This is a genomic window from Acidovorax sp. FG60 (genome assembly GCF_057808995.1).
The window spans coordinates 18,438-34,274 of record NZ_JBMDJC010000014.1 but is presented as its reverse complement, the minus strand read 5'-3'; the positions used below and the strand labels follow the sequence as shown (position 1 = coordinate 34,274).

At 63.9% G+C, this 15,837-nt stretch carries 13 protein-coding genes; 8 read left to right on the top strand and 5 right to left on the bottom strand.

Going from position 1 to position 15,837, the window contains the following annotated elements; genetic code table 11:
* Positions 1-21: 21 nt before the first annotated feature.
* Genes cyoB through ACODS0_RS19305 form a run of 6 tightly spaced genes read left to right on the top strand, consistent with a single transcriptional unit; the run spans position 22 to position 5,800 of the window.
* On the top strand, positions 22-2,025 hold the full coding sequence (gene cyoB / locus ACODS0_RS19330; protein WP_436131101.1) for a cytochrome o ubiquinol oxidase subunit I: 2,004 nt from the start codon (positions 22-24) through the stop codon (positions 2,023-2,025).
* On the top strand, positions 2,018-2,653 hold the full coding sequence (gene cyoC / locus ACODS0_RS19325) for a cytochrome o ubiquinol oxidase subunit III (RefSeq protein WP_055402914.1): 636 nt from the start codon (positions 2,018-2,020) through the stop codon (positions 2,651-2,653). Before cyoB ends, cyoC begins: the two co-directional genes overlap by 8 nt.
* 2 nt (positions 2,654-2,655) lie before the next feature.
* Entirely contained in the window at positions 2,656-3,084 is a 429-nt protein-coding gene (gene cyoD, locus ACODS0_RS19320; protein ID WP_055402912.1) for a cytochrome o ubiquinol oxidase subunit IV, read from the top strand.
* Positions 3,084-3,923 carry an SURF1 family protein gene (locus tag ACODS0_RS19315; RefSeq protein WP_488836548.1) on the top strand — a complete coding sequence of 280 codons (840 nt, stop codon included), beginning with the start codon at positions 3,084-3,086 and terminating at the stop codon, positions 3,921-3,923. The genes cyoD and ACODS0_RS19315 overlap by 1 nt, the downstream gene beginning before the upstream one ends.
* Entirely contained in the window at positions 3,904-5,232 is a 1,329-nt protein-coding gene (locus tag ACODS0_RS19310; protein ID WP_055393148.1) for an ATP-binding protein, read from the top strand. The genes ACODS0_RS19315 and ACODS0_RS19310 overlap by 20 nt, the downstream gene beginning before the upstream one ends.
* 4 nt (positions 5,233-5,236) lie before the next feature.
* Complete coding sequence (locus ACODS0_RS19305) at positions 5,237-5,800, top strand: response regulator transcription factor (protein ID WP_121507064.1); 564 nt, start codon at positions 5,237-5,239, stop codon at positions 5,798-5,800.
* Between the two features lie 162 nt (positions 5,801-5,962).
* Here the strand turns inward: ACODS0_RS19305 and ACODS0_RS19300 are convergent, their stop codons facing one another.
* From ACODS0_RS19300 to ACODS0_RS19280, 5 genes are all read right to left on the bottom strand, one after another.
* Positions 5,963-8,581 carry an ankyrin repeat domain-containing protein gene (locus ACODS0_RS19300; RefSeq protein WP_488836545.1) on the bottom strand — a complete coding sequence of 873 codons (2,619 nt, stop codon included), beginning with the start codon at positions 8,579-8,581 and terminating at the stop codon, positions 5,963-5,965.
* A gap of 204 nt (positions 8,582-8,785) precedes the next feature.
* Entirely contained in the window at positions 8,786-11,371 is a 2,586-nt protein-coding gene (gene acnB / locus ACODS0_RS19295; protein WP_488836543.1) for a bifunctional aconitate hydratase 2/2-methylisocitrate dehydratase, read from the bottom strand.
* 127 nt (positions 11,372-11,498) lie between these two features.
* Positions 11,499-12,128 (bottom strand): hypothetical protein, encoded by a 630-nt coding sequence (locus ACODS0_RS19290; protein ID WP_218299225.1) that lies wholly within the window; start codon positions 12,126-12,128, stop codon positions 11,499-11,501.
* A 32-nt stretch (positions 12,129-12,160) separates the two neighbouring features.
* Entirely contained in the window at positions 12,161-13,228 is a 1,068-nt protein-coding gene (locus ACODS0_RS19285; protein ID WP_255577547.1) for an HpcH/HpaI aldolase/citrate lyase family protein, read from the bottom strand.
* Between the two features lie 14 nt (positions 13,229-13,242).
* Positions 13,243-14,229, bottom strand: a complete 987-nt coding sequence (locus tag ACODS0_RS19280) for a malate dehydrogenase (protein WP_055393136.1) — start codon at positions 14,227-14,229, stop codon at positions 13,243-13,245.
* 214 nt (positions 14,230-14,443) lie between these two features.
* On the opposite strand from ACODS0_RS19280, the gene ACODS0_RS19275 reads away from it, so the two are divergent.
* Complete coding sequence (locus ACODS0_RS19275; protein WP_055393133.1) at positions 14,444-15,232, top strand: GntR family transcriptional regulator; 789 nt, start codon at positions 14,444-14,446, stop codon at positions 15,230-15,232.
* Positions 15,233-15,365: 133 nt separating this feature from the next.
* Positions 15,366-15,800, top strand: a complete 435-nt coding sequence (gene sdhC / locus ACODS0_RS19270) for a succinate dehydrogenase, cytochrome b556 subunit (RefSeq protein ID WP_121419458.1) — start codon at positions 15,366-15,368, stop codon at positions 15,798-15,800.
* The last annotated feature ends 37 nt before the right edge of the window (positions 15,801-15,837 follow it).

The window sequence follows — 15,837 nt, the reverse complement described above, 5'->3', positions numbered from 1 at the left end:
TGGCATCTTCCAAAGACCTTTATGTCCTCCGCACCTGATACCGCATCCCATTGGGCCCTGGGCCGAATCACCTGGGATTCCATACCGATGGCGCACGAGCCCATCGTGCTCTGGACCTTTGTCGCCACCGTGCTGGGTGGCCTGGCCGTGATGGCCGCCATCACCAAATTCCGCCTGTGGGGCACGCTGTGGCGCGACTGGATCTGCAGCATCGACCACAAGCGCATCGGCATCATGTACATGATCCTCGGCCTCGTGATGCTGCTGCGCGGCTTTGCCGACGCCGTGATGATGCGCCTGCAGCAGGCCATGGCCTTTGGCGACAACATGGGCTACCTGCCGCCGCACCACTATGACCAGATCTTCACCGCCCACGGCGTGATCATGATCTTCTTCGTGGCGATGCCACTGGTCACGGGCCTCATGAACTACCTCGTGCCGCTGCAGATCGGCGCGCGCGACGTATCGTTCCCGTTCCTCAACAACTTCAGCTTCTGGATGACCACGGCAGGCGCGATCCTGGTGATGGTGTCGCTGTTCCTGGGCGAGTTCTCCACATCCGGCTGGCTGGCACTGTCCAACTTGGGGGCGCAGGACCCCGGCGTGGGGCTCGACTACTACATCTGGGCCCTGCAGATTGCGGGGGTGGGCACCACGCTCTCGGGCATCAACCTGATCGTCACCATCATCAAGATGCGCGCCCCCGGCATGAACCTGATGCGCATGCCCGTCTTCACCTGGACTGCCCTGTGCACCAACGCGCTGATCGTGGCCTCGTTCCCGGTGCTGACGGCAGCGCTCGTACTGATGTCGCTGGACCGCTATGTCGGCACCAACTTCTTCACGAACGACCTGGGCGGCAACGCCATGCTGTACGTGAACCTGATCTGGATCTGGGGCCACCCCGAGGTCTACATCCTGATCCTGCCGTGCTTTGGCATCTTCTCTGAAGTGGTGGCCACGTTCTGCAAGAAGCGGCTGTTCGGCTACACCTCCATGGTCTACGCCACGGTGGTGATCACCATCCTGTCGTACCTGGTGTGGCTGCACCACTTCTTCACCATGGGCTCGGGTGCGAGCGTGAATACCTTCTTTGGCATCACCACGATGATCATCTCGATCCCCACGGGCGCGAAGATCTTCAACTGGCTGTTCACCATGTACAAGGGCCGCATCCGCTTCGAGCTGCCCATGATGTGGACCGTGGCCTTCATGGTGACCTTTGCCATTGGCGGCATGACCGGCGTGCTGCTGGCCGTGCCCCCGGCCGACTTCGTGCTGCACAACAGCCTGTTCCTGATCGCCCACTTCCACAACGTGATCATCGGTGGTGTGCTGTTCGGGCTGTTCGCTGGCATCAACTACTGGTATCCCAAGGCCTTTGGCTACAAGCTCGACCGCACCTGGGGCGTGCGCTCCTTCTGGCTGTGGGTGGTGGGCTTCTGGGTGGCGTTCGGCCCGCTGTATGTGCTCGGTCTGATGGGTGTCACGCGCCGCGCCAACCATTTTGAAGACCCGTCGCTGCAGATCTGGTTCGTGATCGCCGCCATCGGCGCCGCAATGATTGCTGCGGGCATCGCCTGCTTCCTGATCCAGATCGTGGTGAGCTACCTCAAGCGCGACCAGCTGCGCGACCACACGGGCGACCCGTGGGATGCGCGCACGCTCGAATGGGCCACCTCGTCGCCCCCGCCCGACTACAACTTTGCCTTCACCCCCGTCGTGCATGAAATCGATGCGTGGTGGGACATGAAGAAGCATGGATACCAGCGCCCGCTCGCCGGCTTTGCGCCCATCCACATGCCTGCCAACACCGGCTCGGGCGCGGTCATCTCGGCCTTGTCGCTGGTCTTTGGCTTCGCGCTGATCTGGCACATGTGGCTGCTTGCGGGCGTTTCGTTCGCGGCGCTGCTGCTGGCTTCGATCATCCACACGTTCAACTACAAGCGTGACTTCTACATCCCGGCGTCCCAAGTCGCCGCCACCGAAGAAGCCCGCACACTCCAACTGGCACGCCATGTCTGAACTCCGCCTCAACGCTGGCGCCGCCGCAGGCGCCCTGGCCCCGCGCGACTATCACCTTGCGCACGAGCCCCATCCTGAAAACGGCACCGCACTGGGCTTCTGGCTCTACCTGATGAGCGACTGCCTCATCTTTGCCGCCCTGTTTGCCACCTATGGCGTGCTGGGCCGCAGCTATGCGGCCGGCCCCACCGGTGCGCAGCTGTTCGACCTGACGCTGGTGGCCATCAACACGGCCTTCCTGCTGCTGTCGTCCATCACCTTCGGTTTTGCCATGCTGCGCAAGCAGCAAAAGGATGTGAAAGGCACGCTGCTGTGGCTGGCCGTCACGGGCTTCTTCGGCCTGTGCTTCCTGGGCCTCGAACTCTATGAGTTTGCCCACCTGATCCACCAGGGTGCCACGCCCCAGCGCAGCGCCTTCCTGTCGGCCTTCTTCACGCTGGTGGGCACCCACGGCCTGCACGTGACCTTTGGTCTGATCTGGCTGGTGGTGCTGATGGTGCAGATCGGCAAACACGGCCTGATCCCTGCCAACACCCGCCGCCTGATGTGCCTGTCGATGTTCTGGCACTTTCTGGACGTGGTCTGGATTGGCGTCTTCACCTTTGTGTACCTGATGGGAGTGCTGTAACTATGAGCGCACAACACACAACACACGCACACGGCGCGCATGACCATGGCGGCCACGACCACCACGGCGACGCGGAACCGCACAGCAGCCTGCGCGACTACACGATCGGCTTCGTGCTCTCGGTCATCCTCACGGCCATTCCCTTCTGGCTCGTCATGGCCAAGGTCATCGCCGACCGCAACACCGCCGTGCTGGTGCTGGGCGGCTTCGCCGTGATCCAGATCCTGGTGCACATGGTGTATTTCCTGCACATGAACGGCAAGGTCGAAGGCGGCTGGACCATGCTGTCCACCATCTTCACCGTGGTGTTCGTAGCCATTGCCATTGCGGGCACGCTGTGGGTCATGTTCCACATGAACGCGAACATGATGCCCGAGCATCCCACCCCCACGCCCGCAACGCATGAGGCGCCGGGCCACTCGACGCCCTGATGCCATTCCACCCCACAGCCCCGGTCCCCCAGTCCCGGCGGCTTCGCCAGGCGGTGCTCGCAGTTGTGGGCATCGCCTTGTTTTTGGGCTTTATCGCGCTGGGTACCTGGCAGGTGCAGCGCCGCGCATGGAAGCTCGCGTTGATCGAGCGCGTCGATCAACGCGTGCACGCTGCTCCTGTACCCCTGCCCTCCCGCCCAGAGTGGCCCCAGGTGAGTGCGGCCAGCCACGAATACCTGCCCGTCACCGCGCAGGGCCGGTGGCTGCCCGAGAAAACCGTGCTTACCCAGGCCCTGACCGAGCTCGGCTCGGGCTTCTGGGTGATGACGCCCTTGCAGCTGGATGATGGCGCGCAGGTGCTGGTGAACCGGGGTTTTGTGCCGCAGGAGCAGCGCGCCCAATGGCTGGCAAAGCCTATGCCCGCCTCCATCCCCCCTACCTCCACCACCGCGACTGTCCAGGGCCTGCTGCGCATGAGCGAGCCTGACGGTGGTTTTCTGCGCACCAATGCCCCGGCTGAGCAGCGCTGGTACTCGCGCGACATTGCGGCCATCGGCCATTGGCTGCAGTTGCCCGAGACTGCCCCCTTCTTCATCGATGCGGGGTTGCCTCCCGCACCAGGCGCCGCTGCGCCCCCGGCAGCGGACACCAGTTGGCCGCGCGCTAACATGACGGTGATCCGTTTCCATAACAGCCACCTGGTCTACGCACTGACCTGGTACGGTCTGGCCCTCATGGTTGCGGGTGCTGGCTGGTATGTGGCACGCTACGAGCGCCGCCTGCGCGGCTTTGCGCGCCCTGCCACCACCTTCGCCCCTGATGACACCTCTTCGTCCTGATACTGCGACCGCCGCGCCGCAGCGCAACGCACGCTCGGCCGATGCCGCCGCAGGCATCAAGAACCTGCAGCAGCTGATCGAGCTGCGCTGGATTGCCGTGGTCGGCCAGGTGTTCACCATCGAGATGGCGCACTACAGCCTGAACCTCACGCTGCCTGTGCGCGAGATGCTGCTGGTGGTGGGCTGCCTGGCGGTGTTCAACGTGGTGAGCCTGCTGCGGCTGCGCACCGGTGTGATGGTGCGCAATGTGGAGCTTTTTCTGGCCCTGCTGATCGATGTGGCCGTGCTCACAGTGCAGCTGTACCTGAGCGGGGGCACCAGCAACCCATTCGTCTTCCTGTACCTGCTGCAGATCACGCTGGGGGCCGTGCTGCTGCGCGGCGCCTACATCTGGTCCATCGTGATCATCACGCTGCTGTGTTTTGGCGTGCTGGCCACACACCACCTGCCCCTGGAGTTGCCGCAGGACCTGCACCAGGGCCTGTCGAGCCTTTACGTGATCGGGTTGCTGGTGTGCTTTGTGCTCAACGCCACGCTGGTGGTGGTCTTCATCACCCGCATCAACCTGAACCTGCGTGAACGCGATGCGCGCCTGGCCGCAGCACGCCGCCGCCGCGTGGAAGAAGAGCACATCGTGCGCATGGGCCTGCTGGCCTCAGGCGCGGCCCACGAGCTGGGCACGCCGCTGTCCACGCTGGCCGTGATCCTGGGGGACTGGCAGCACGACAAGCAGCTGGCGGCCTACCCAGCGCTGAAGGAAGACATCGACGAAATGCAGGCCCAGGTGCAGCGCTGCAAGAGCATCGTGAGCGGCATCCTGCTTTCGGCCGGAGAGACACGCGGCGAAGCCTCCATGCAGACCACCGTGCGCACTTTTGTGGATGCCCTGGCAGAAGAATGGCGCAGCACCCGGTCGATGCCGCAGTTCATCTACGACAACGACTTCGGCGCGGATACGCCCATGGTGTCTGACACCACGCTCCAGCAGATGGTTTTCAATGTGCTGGACAATGCACGCGACGCCTCGCCTGGCTGGGTGCGCCTGGCCGTCACCCGCAACGCCGATGCACTGCGCATCACGGTGACCGACGCAGGGCCGGGCTTTGCCCCCGACATGCTGGCCAAGCTGGGCACGCCCTACCAGTCCTCCAAAAACCGCCCCGGCGGTGGGCTGGGCCTGTACCTTGTGCTCAACGTGGCACGCACGCTGGGTGGCAGCGTGGCGGCACGCAACCGCCCCGAAGGGGGTGCCGAAGTAACCATCGAACTGCCACTGGCGGCGATCGCACTGCCTGAAGCCAAAGCCTGAAGCCATGAGCCCTACCGACGACGAAGAACGAGAACAAGCGCAACCACTGCTGCTCATCGTGGAAGATGACGAGGCCTTTGCCCGCACGCTCGCCCGTTCTTTCGAACGGCGCGGCTACCGCGTGCTGCAGGCTGCCAGCCTGCCCGAGGTCGAAACCCTGCTCGCACAACACACGCCCGGCTTTGCGGTGGTGGACCTCAAGCTCAAGGGCGAAGCCTCGGGCCTGGCCTGCGTGCAAAAGCTGCATGCCGCAAGCGAAGACATGCTGATCGTGGTGCTGACCGGCTTTGCCAGCATTGCCACCGCCGTGGAGGCCGTGAAACTGGGCGCCTGCCACTACCTCGCCAAGCCGTCCAATACCGACGACATCGAGGCCGCTTTTGGCCTGAAGGCGGGCAACACCGAAGTGGAGCTGACCAACCGCTCCAGTTCCATCAAGACGCTGGAATGGGAGCGCATCAATGAGGTGCTGGCAGAAACCGGCTTCAATCTCTCGGAAGCGGCAAGGCGCCTGGGCATGCACCGCCGCACCCTGACCCGCAAGCTGGAGAAGAAACAAGTTCGTTAGGCGGGCGCCGGAACCAGGGCTCAATATTTCAAGAAAATTGGCCACTAGCGCTTAAAGGGCCTCATTGTTAGCTATATTTTTTATAACAAAACTCATGAAGACAGCCATCAACCGCCTCGGCCCATCCATAGACACCCTTTGCGCCTGAGGCCTGGCCTCACATCAGCGCTGGCGCTGCACCAGCCAGTGCTCCGCCTCTTGCTGCTTTCCAAACCGCGCCCAATCCAGCGCATTCTTGCCATGCGGGTATTTGCGCCAAAGGTCCACACCCCGCACCTCCAACCACTCCAGCGCCTGGATGTGCCCTTTGGCAGCAGCCAGCATCGCAGGCGTCTCGCCCCGGCTTGCGGGCGCAGGCTCGTCCAGGGGCTGCCCCTGTTCGGCCAGCCACTGCAAACAAGGCACACAACCACTTTGCGCCGCCATATGCGCCGGGCCCCAGTCCCACCGGTTGCGGGCCGCCAGGCTGGCCCCGGCCTGCACCAGGCGTTGGGCGGCAGCGAGGTGGCCGCCATAGAAGGCGCGCAACAACGCAGTGTCTCCACGCTCGCTGTCTTTGTGTGTCTGGCGAAGGTCGGGCTGGGCGCCAGCCTGCAACAGCAGCTCGATGTGTTCCAGCTGCCCCCGGTGGGCCGCCAGCATGAGCACGGACGAGCCGCTGGGCGCGAGCAGGTTGGGGTTGGCGCCTGCTGCCAGGGCTGCGCCCAGGGCCCGGGCATCACCGGCGTCCTGCGCGTCGAGCAGCGCGTCGTCCGCTGCAGAATACGACGCAGGTGGCTGTACGGCGGCGGCGACGGGCGCAGCCGATGGCCCGGGCAGAGCCGGGCGCACCAGGCCGACAAGGGACGCCCCCCAGATCCACCAGGCCAGAGCAACTGCCAGCAGCAGGAATCCCCAGGCGGGGCGCGAATGCACGGCGCGGGCAGGCCGCTGTGCGCCAGGGCTGAAATGGCCCCGGCGGTGCGACCAGGCCCGCGCGATGGATTGGCCCAGCGCAGTGGCAGCCCCTTCGCCACTGACGCCGGGGGTCAATCGAACCAGGGTGCCATCGCGCTCGTGCGCATAGACAGCGAAGTAAGGGGTCTCGCTGGCGCCGCTGCCGGTGGAATACAGCAGCTTGTGCACCAGACTCTGGCTGGCCTGCCCAGGCAGGGCGTCTGCCCGCGACCACAGCGCAGAGTAGCGGCGCACGGTGAGGCCCTCATCCCGCACAGACAGAGTCCAGCGGCAGGTGGCAGCCTGCAGGACAAAGGCGACCAGCAGCCACCAGGCGCCGGTGGCCACAAAGAATGGTGGCAATGCGATGCCGCCAGAGCCGAAACGGCCGTTCAGAAAGGCCTCCACTACAAGACCCGCCAGCACCAGGCCTGCAGCCCAGCGCCAGCCGCGACGGCTGAATTCAAACTGCCACGCACGCGGGGTCTCCAGCAGCGTAACGGAAGCGGGCAGGAGCAAGGCGCCCTCACCATCCAGGCCCGCTTCTCCTTCTCCGTGGGCCGGATCAGCGGGCGCGATGGGGGTCACTTTCTTCCAGATAGCGCGCCGGTCAAAGCGATCGGCCTGCTCGTGGCCAAACGCCTGTGGGGCCGCCTGCACGGGCACGTCGTAGGTCAGCTCTACGTCCCCGCCCGGGGTGCGCAGCAACTCCAGCCGCCAGTCCACACGTTCACCAGAGCGCTGCGCGCCGTGCGGGGGCGCGTCGGGTGGCAGGTCAAAACGTGCCGTCAGCCGCAGCCCGCCATCGTCCGTGGGCTGCACACGCGCGGTTTCAGAGAAAGACTCCACACAACGCTCCGGCGAACCGGAGCTCGATTCATCCACCCGGTACTGGGCCAGGCGCAGCTGCAGCTGCTGGCCCTGCTGGTAGGCGGCGGCACGCTCGGGCAGGAGCAGTGTCATCTCGACCGGGTGGCCCGCACGCGGGACTGTGGGCAGTGCGGTCAGCTCTGCGCCCGCGTAGCGCCAGGCCCTGTGGGTATGGCGCACCGACAGGGCCACCAGCCCCAGGCCGATCATCACGAAGAGGGAGATGAAGGCCTTGGCAAACCAGGGGGCGCTGGATTGGGTCCACAGCAAGGCCGCCATAGGGAACGCAATACCGCACCAGAAGATGGTGAAAAACCAGATGGCACCCACCGAAGTGCCGGAAGCGCCCTTCGCGAACAAGCTGGTGGGCGACGAGCCCGGCTGCAGGCCACCCCTGCCAGCTTCCGGCGATGCCCCACCGGCCCTGGCCAGACCCAGCAGGGTGTGCAGAAAGAACCAGGCCGCCACCAGCCCCACCAAGGTAAAAACCAGGGCAAACGGAATGCGGAAAATCTGCAGCGACCAGCGGATGGAGGGATCGATAAGCGACTGCGACGGATCGTGGGGATTGACCAGGACCGTGATGCCCTGCCCCCGTGCCTGCGCGCTCTGAAGACGCCCCGCCCACTGCCGTGGCCAGTCGTCGATGTTGTCGCTGTTGCCCCGCGCGTCCAGGCCGACGCGGGTGCCTTCGTAAGCCTTGCCCGCCACCTGATAGCGGTAGCGGGCCTGCACTTCGTAGGTGGCGCCATCGCTGCTGTGGTGCGTCTTGAGTTCAGCCGACAGGACTTCGGCCTGCACAGGCTGCCAGCCACGCACCTGCAGGGCAGTATCGAGCGTACGGGCGAGGGGCTTGAGCCCGGCGTGGTAGCCGCCCAACCCAAACCCCAGAGCGAAGACCGCGCTGATCAGCAGCGCCGCGAGGCGTGCCCCTACGCTGCTGGTCTTGTCGGCATTGTTTTTCTCTCTTGCCATGGATGTCCCCCCATTTCGTTTTGTTTTTATGGCTGGAGCATAGCGACGAAATCATGACATTTGCGTGACAAAAACACGTCCATTGCGTGACACGCCGTGGCATGGCTTGGCGATTGCGTGGTTTGCAACAAACATCCAGCGCCAAAAAAAAAGCGGCTCCGAAGAGCCGCTTTTTGCTGGTCCATCCATCCCCGAGGGGAAGGATCAGGCGGTCACGCCGTCTGCCACTTCCTTGAACTCGGCGATCTGGTCGAAGTTCATGTACTTGTAGATCTTTTCGCCGTTCTGGTTGATGACACCGATGTCTGCCAAGTACTCTTCCTTGGAAGGAATGCGACCCAGCTTGGAGCAGATGGCCGAGAGTTCGGCCGAGCCCAGGTACACGTTGGTGTTCTTGCCCAGACGATTGGGGAAATTGCGCGTGCTGGTGGACATCACGGTAGCGCCTTCCTTCACCTGCGCCTGGTTGCCCATGCACAGCGAGCAGCCGGGCATTTCCATGCGGGCACCGGCCGCGCCGAACACGCCGTAGTGGCCTTCTTCGGTGAGCTGGTGCGCATCCATCTTCGTGGGCGGGGCCATCCACAGCTTGACGGGGATGTCCTTCTTGCCTTCGAGCAGCTTGGAGGCTGCACGGAAGTGGCCGATGTTGGTCATGCACGAGCCGATGAACACTTCGTCGATGGCAGCACCCGCCACGTCCGACAGCGTCTTGGCGTCGTCGGGATCGTTGGGGCAGCACACGATGGGTTCGGTGATCTCGGCCAGGTCGATCTCGATGACGGCCGCGTACTCGGCATCTTCATCAGGTGCCAGCAGCTGGGGGTTGGCCAGCCAGGCTTCCATGGCCTTGATGCGGCGGCCGATGGTGCGCGCGTCGGCATAGCCCTGGGCGATCATGTTCTTGAGCAGCACGATGTTCGAGTTGATGTACTCGATCACGGGTTCCTTGTTCAGGCGCACCGTGCAGCCAGCGGCAGAGCGCTCGGCCGAGGCGTCAGACAGTTCGAACGCTTGCTCGACCTTCATGTCAGGCAGGCCTTCGATTTCCAGGATGCGGCCCGAGAAGATGTTCTTCTTGCCCTGCTTGGCCACTGTGAGCAGGCCTTGCTTGATGGCGTACAGCGGAATCGCGTGCACCAGGTCACGCAGCGTGACGCCGGGCTGCATCTGGCCCTTGAAGCGCACCAGCACCGACTCAGGCATGTCCAGGGGCATCACGCCCGTGGCTGCGGCGAACGCCACCAGGCCAGAACCTGCAGGGAAGCTGATGCCGATAGGGAAACGCGTATGCGAGTCGCCGCCTGTTCCCACGGTGTCGGGCAGCAGCATGCGGTTGAGCCAGCTGTGGATGATGCCGTCGCCAGGCTTGAGCGAGATGCCGCCGCGCGTGCTGATGAAGTCAGGCAGCTCGTGGTGCATCTTCACGTCCACAGGCTTGGGGTACGCAGCCGTGTGGCAGAAGGACTGCATCACCAGATCGGAGCTGAAGCCCAGGCAGGCCAGGTCCTTGAGTTCGTCGCGGGTCATGGGTCCGGTGGTGTCCTGCGAGCCCACCGAGGTCATACGGGGTTCGCAGTAGGTGCCGGGCACCACACCCAGGCCTTCGGGCAGTCCGCAGGCGCGGCCGACCATCTTCTGGGCCAGCGTGAAACCCTTGCCGGTGGCGGCAGGCACTTGCGGCAGGCGGAACAGCGTGGAAGGCGGCAGGCCCAGGGCTTCGCGGGCCTTGGCAGTCAGGCCACGGCCAATGATCAGCGGAATGCGGCCACCGGCACGCACTTCGTCGAACAGGACTTCGCTCTTGACTTCGAATTCGGCAATCACGTTACCGTCCTTGAGCGCCTTGCCAGCGTAGGGCAGCAGTTCGATCTCGTCGCCCATGTGCATCTGGCTCACGTCCAGTTCGATGGGCAGTGCACCAGCGTCTTCCATGGTGTTGTAGAAGATGGGCGCAATCTTGCTGCCCAGGCACACGCCGCCGAAGCGCTTGTTGGGCACGAACGGGATGTCTTCGCCCGTGAACCACAGCACGCTGTTGGTGGCGGACTTGCGGCTCGAACCCGTGCCGACCACGTCGCCCACGTAGGCCACCAGGTTGCCACGCGCGCGCAGGTCTTCGATGAACTTCACCGGGCCGCGCTTGCCGTCTTCTTCGGGCGTGATGCCGTCGCGCTTGTTCTTGAGCATGGCCAACGCGTGCAGCGGGATGTCGGGGCGGCTCCACGCGTCCGGTGCGGGCGACAGGTCGTCGGTATTGGTTTCGCCAGTGACCTTGAGCACGGTGAGCTTGATGCTCTGGGGCACTTCCGGGCGGCTGGTGAACCACTCGGCATCGGCCCAGCTTTGCAGCACGGCCTTGGCGAAGGTGTTGCCCTTGTCGGCCTTTTCCTTGACGTCATGGAACTGATCGAACATGAGCAGCGTCTTCTTGAGCGCTTCGGCGGCGACGGAGGCCACCGCAGCGTCGTCCAGCAGGTCGATCAGGGGGGTGAGGTTGTAGCCGCCCAGCATGGTGCCCAAAAGCTGCGTGGCGCGCTCGCGGCCAATCAGCGTGCACACCTCCGTACCGTGCGCCACGGCAGCCAGGTAGCTGGCCTTGACCTTGGCGGCGTCGTCCACACCGGCAGGCACGCGGTGCGTGATCAGGTCCACCAGCGTGGCTTCTTCGCCCGCAGGGGGGTTCTTGAGCAGCTCGATCAGCTCGCCCGTCTGCTTGGCGGTCAGCGGCAGGGGCGGGATGCCGAGGGCGGCGCGCTCGGCCACGTGGTCACGGTAGGCTTTCAACATCATTTTTCTCCGGTTGCGTTCTAAAGTGGGGCGGCGTGCAGCGCGGCGGCGTTTTTCGATAGCCAGGGCGCCTGCATGCGCGGGGTCGTGCGGTTTTCTGCTCTGTGGCGCTGCGCTGGTGAAGGGCTTACTTCAGGGGTTCCAGCACACTCACGGGCGGGTTTTTCTTGATGGCCTCGGCCACCACCACCTGCTGCGGGCTCATGCATTCGTCGGCCAGGCGTTGACCCAGCTTCTGGTTCATCAGCATGGACTTGTTGGCGATCTGCAGCCAGACGGCGCCACCCTTCTGGTCTTCCAGGCGCACCGTGCCCGTGGTGGTAGCGACGGGGGCCATGAAGTACTTGAAGCCCTTGCCTTCCACATGGAAGTGGCCTGGGCTCGCGGGCTCGGCGGTCACGGTGACAAAGGCACCGAGTTCGCAGGGAATGCGGCCCACGTGCACACGTTCGGCAATGGCCAGTTCTTCGGGGGACAGCGCGGCTTCGGCAGCAATGATGCCGGTGGCCACCTGGTTCGCCGCGCTCTTGAGCTGGCTGCGGCTGCTGGTGCCTTCGGTTTTGGCTACCGAAGATTTCTTGGCGGCAGGCGCCTTGTCCGCAGCCTTGGCAGACTTCGTATCGGACTTGGCAGCGGGCTTTGCTGCAGGTTTGGCGGCAGCCTTGGTCTCGGGTTTGGCTTCGGTCTTGGCAGGGGTTTGCGCCAGGACGAGGGCTGGAGCCAGCAGCATCAGGGCAGAGGCGATAAAGGATTTCATGGGAGGTCCTGCGTGGAAAAATTCAGGAATGTTCACAACGGAACGGAGGCCGACGCGCCAAACCAATGGCGCACGGCAAGAGGAAGTGTGCGCCCGGTACGGTGGGCGCGCTCCAGCACCTGCCAGTAAAAGCGATAACTGGCGCGGTCGTGCAACGTGCCTTCAAAGCTGATGGGAGCCCAATCAGAATCTGCGGCAGCAGCTATTATTTTTGAAGCAACTTCGATGTCATCCTGCTGAGGCGCAAACGCCTGCAGGATGGGTCGGATCTGTGCGGGATGGATGCTCCACATGCGGGTATAGCCCAGCTCGCGCGCGGCACGGCTGGCGGCGCCTTGCATGGCCACCGTATCGGCGAACTCCGTCACCACACAGTGCGATGGCACCTTGCCGTGGGCATGGCAGGCAGCGGCAATCTCCAGCTTGGCACGCACCACCAGTGGGTGCGAAAACTGCCCCGCCGAAGTCATGCCATGCGCAGGGATGGCGCCACCATGGGCCGACACAAAATCCATGAGGCCAAAACTCAGGCTCTGCACGCGCGGGTGGGCTGCGATTTCAAAAGCACGGTGCACCGCAGCAGGGGATTCGATGAGGACATGGATCGGTACCGGGGCGGCAGAGGCTTTCTCCAGCGCCCGCTCCGCTGCCAGTACGTCGTCCACAGATTCCACCTTGGGAACCATGATGTGGCTGAGCCGATGGCCTGCTTCGCCCGCTATCGTGGCGACATCGTTGGCGAATGCCGGGTGGTCCACCGCGTGGACCCGGGCGGCCACGCGGGCACCGGGTGCAGCGCCCAGGGCCAGACGGGCAACCAGCCGGGCGTGGTCGGCTTCAAGGCCGACGGGGGCGCCGTCTTCGCAATCGAGGGTGACATCAAAGACGCAGGTACCGAACTCCTGCGTCATCTCGGCCTGCAGCTGCAGGCTCTTGCGCATGCGCGCTTCGACGCCGCTGTAGTGGTCACAGACCGGCAGGAAGCCTGTCTGCGCCTGGGCGCCCAGCAACACATCGCGTGGATGGGATGGCGCAGCGCCCTGCCCCTGCGCGGGGACCCGGGCGGCCCGAAGGCCCGATGCCTGTGGCGTCGGCTGCATGGCGCTCACCTGGTTTACAGCAGGTGCTTGACGCCGTCTTGCTCGCCTTGCAGCTCAGCCAGCGTGATGTTGATGCGCTCTTGCGAGAACGCGTCGATTTCCAGACCTTCAACGATCTTGTACTCGCCGTTTTCGCACGTCACGGGGAAACCGAACATGGTGTCCTTGGGGATGCCGTACTGGCCGTCCGAAGGAATGCCCATGGTGACCCACTTGCCGTTGGTGCCCAGGGCCCAGTCACGCATGTGGTCGATGGCGGCGTTGGCAGCCGAAGCAGCCGACGACAGGCCACGCGCTTCGATGATGGCAGCGCCGCGCTTGCCCACGGTGGGCAGGAAAGTGTTGGCGTTCCATTCCTGGTCGTTGATCATCTTGGCGACGCTTTCACCGTTGATGGTCGCGAAGCGGTAGTCGGCGTACATCGTGGGCGAATGGTTGCCCCAGACGGTCAGCTTTTCGATGTCCGCCACGGCCTTGCCGGTCTTGGCAGCGATCTGGCTGGCAGCGCGGTTGTGGTCCAGGCGCAGCATGGCGGTGAAGTTCTTGCGTGGCAGGTCGGGGGCCGACTTCATGGCGATGTAGGCGTTGGTGTTGGCAGGGTTGCCGACGACCAGCACCTTCACGTTGCGCGAAGCCACGGCATTCAGGGCCTTGCCCTGTGCCGTGAAGATGGCGCCGTTGACAGCCAGCAGCTCGGCGCGTTCCATGCCCGGGCCGCGGGGGCGCGAACCGACCAACAAGGCGTAGTCGGCGTCCTTGAAAGCGGTCATGGGGTCGCTGTGGGCTTCCATGCCCACCAGCAGGGGGAACGCGCAATCGTCCAGTTCCATCATCACGCCCTTGAGCGCCTTCTGGGGGCCTTCGACAGGCACTTCGAGCAATTGCAGGATGACGGGCTGGTCCTTGCCCAGCATTTCGCCGGAGGCGATGCGGAACAGCAGGGCGTAACCAATTTGACCAGCGGCACCGGTGACGGCGACGCGAACAGGCTTCTTGCTCATGGTGAAAACTCCAGGGAAGTGAGGAAAACAGGTGTGAGTGCAACGCAAGCACCAGCGCCTGTTACCAGCAGCCCGTGCCCCGCAAAACAGCCTTGGAGTGTACCGCTGATTGGACACCTCGGTCAATTTGTCTTATGTCTTATATAAGATATGATTACACCCCGACACAGCCCGCGTATCACTTCGTGTGCGGCCCGCCCTTCTCCCGATCGCCATGTCCTCGCTTCCGCTCAACGCCGACAACCCTGCGCAGCCTTTGGCAGGCACGGGCTCTGCCACGCCCGCGTTCAGCCCGCTGTACCAGCAGATCAAAGGGCTCATCCTGCAAAGTCTGCAACAGGGCGAGTGGAAACCGGGCGAATCCATCCCCAGCGAGATGGAGCTGGCTGCACGCTTTCGCGTGAGCCAGGGCACGGTGCGCAAGGCCATTGACGAGCTGGCGGCCGAAAACCTCGTGATGCGGCGCCAGGGCAAGGGTACCTTTGTGGCCACCCATGCCGAGCAGCATGTGCAGTACCGTTTTCTCAAGCTCATGCCCGACACGGGAGACGTCCGCGTGGAGGGCCCTGCACAGCGCAAGGTGATCGATTGTCGGCGTGTGCGTGCCAGCGCTGACGTGGCGCGCGCACTGGCACTGCGCAGCGCCGATCCGGTGGTCCAGGCACGACGAGTCCTGTCATTCGCAGGCGTACCCACCATCCTGGAAGACATCTGGCTGCCCGGCCAGGCTTTCAAAGGGCTGACGGCCGAACAATTGGCCAACTACCAAGGCCCTACTTACGCCATGTTTGAACTCGACTTCGGCGTACGCATGGTACGTGCCGAGGAGAAAATACGTGCCGTACTGCCCGATGCCGACCAGGCGGCGATGCTGCAGATCCCACAGGCCACGCCGCTGCTGAGCGTGGAGCGCATCGCCTACACCTACAACGACGTTCCGATGGAGTTACGGCGCGGCCTGTACCTGACCGACACGCACCATTACCGTAACGAACTGAGCTGACACCACCCTGGCAACTGAGCGGAAACGTAGAACATTCGGGCTGGAGCAAACCCTTCTTGTTGCGTTGCAATAGAATTTTGCGTTCTTTGCATCTTCAAATTACAAAGCAGTTACATCCACGAAAGCACACAACATGACAGAACTCGCCAAAAAACGGCCTGAATTCCGCAACATCAATGCCTTCAAGGACCTGACCACCTACCGCATGACACCTGCAGCGTGGGTTTCGATCCTGCACCGCGGCAGCGGGCTGATCATGTTCCTGCTGCTGCCTTTCATCATCTGGATGTTCGACACCTCGGTGTCGTCTGAAATCTCGTTCGCCCGGTTCTCGGCGGCTTTCAACATCGGCATTGGCTTCGTGCCCGGCTGGTTCATCAAACTGGTGGCCCTGGCACTGATCTGGGCCTACCTGCACCACTTCACCGCCGGCCTGCGCCACCTGTGGATGGACGTGAGCCACAGCGCCGTGAACAAGGAATTCGGCAAGTCCTCGGCCTTTGCCGTCCTGGCCATCAGCATCACGCTGACCCTGGTGCTGGGCGCCAAGCTTTTCGGCCTGTACTGATCGATCAACCCCAAAAAGCGGCGGCTGCTGCCAGGCA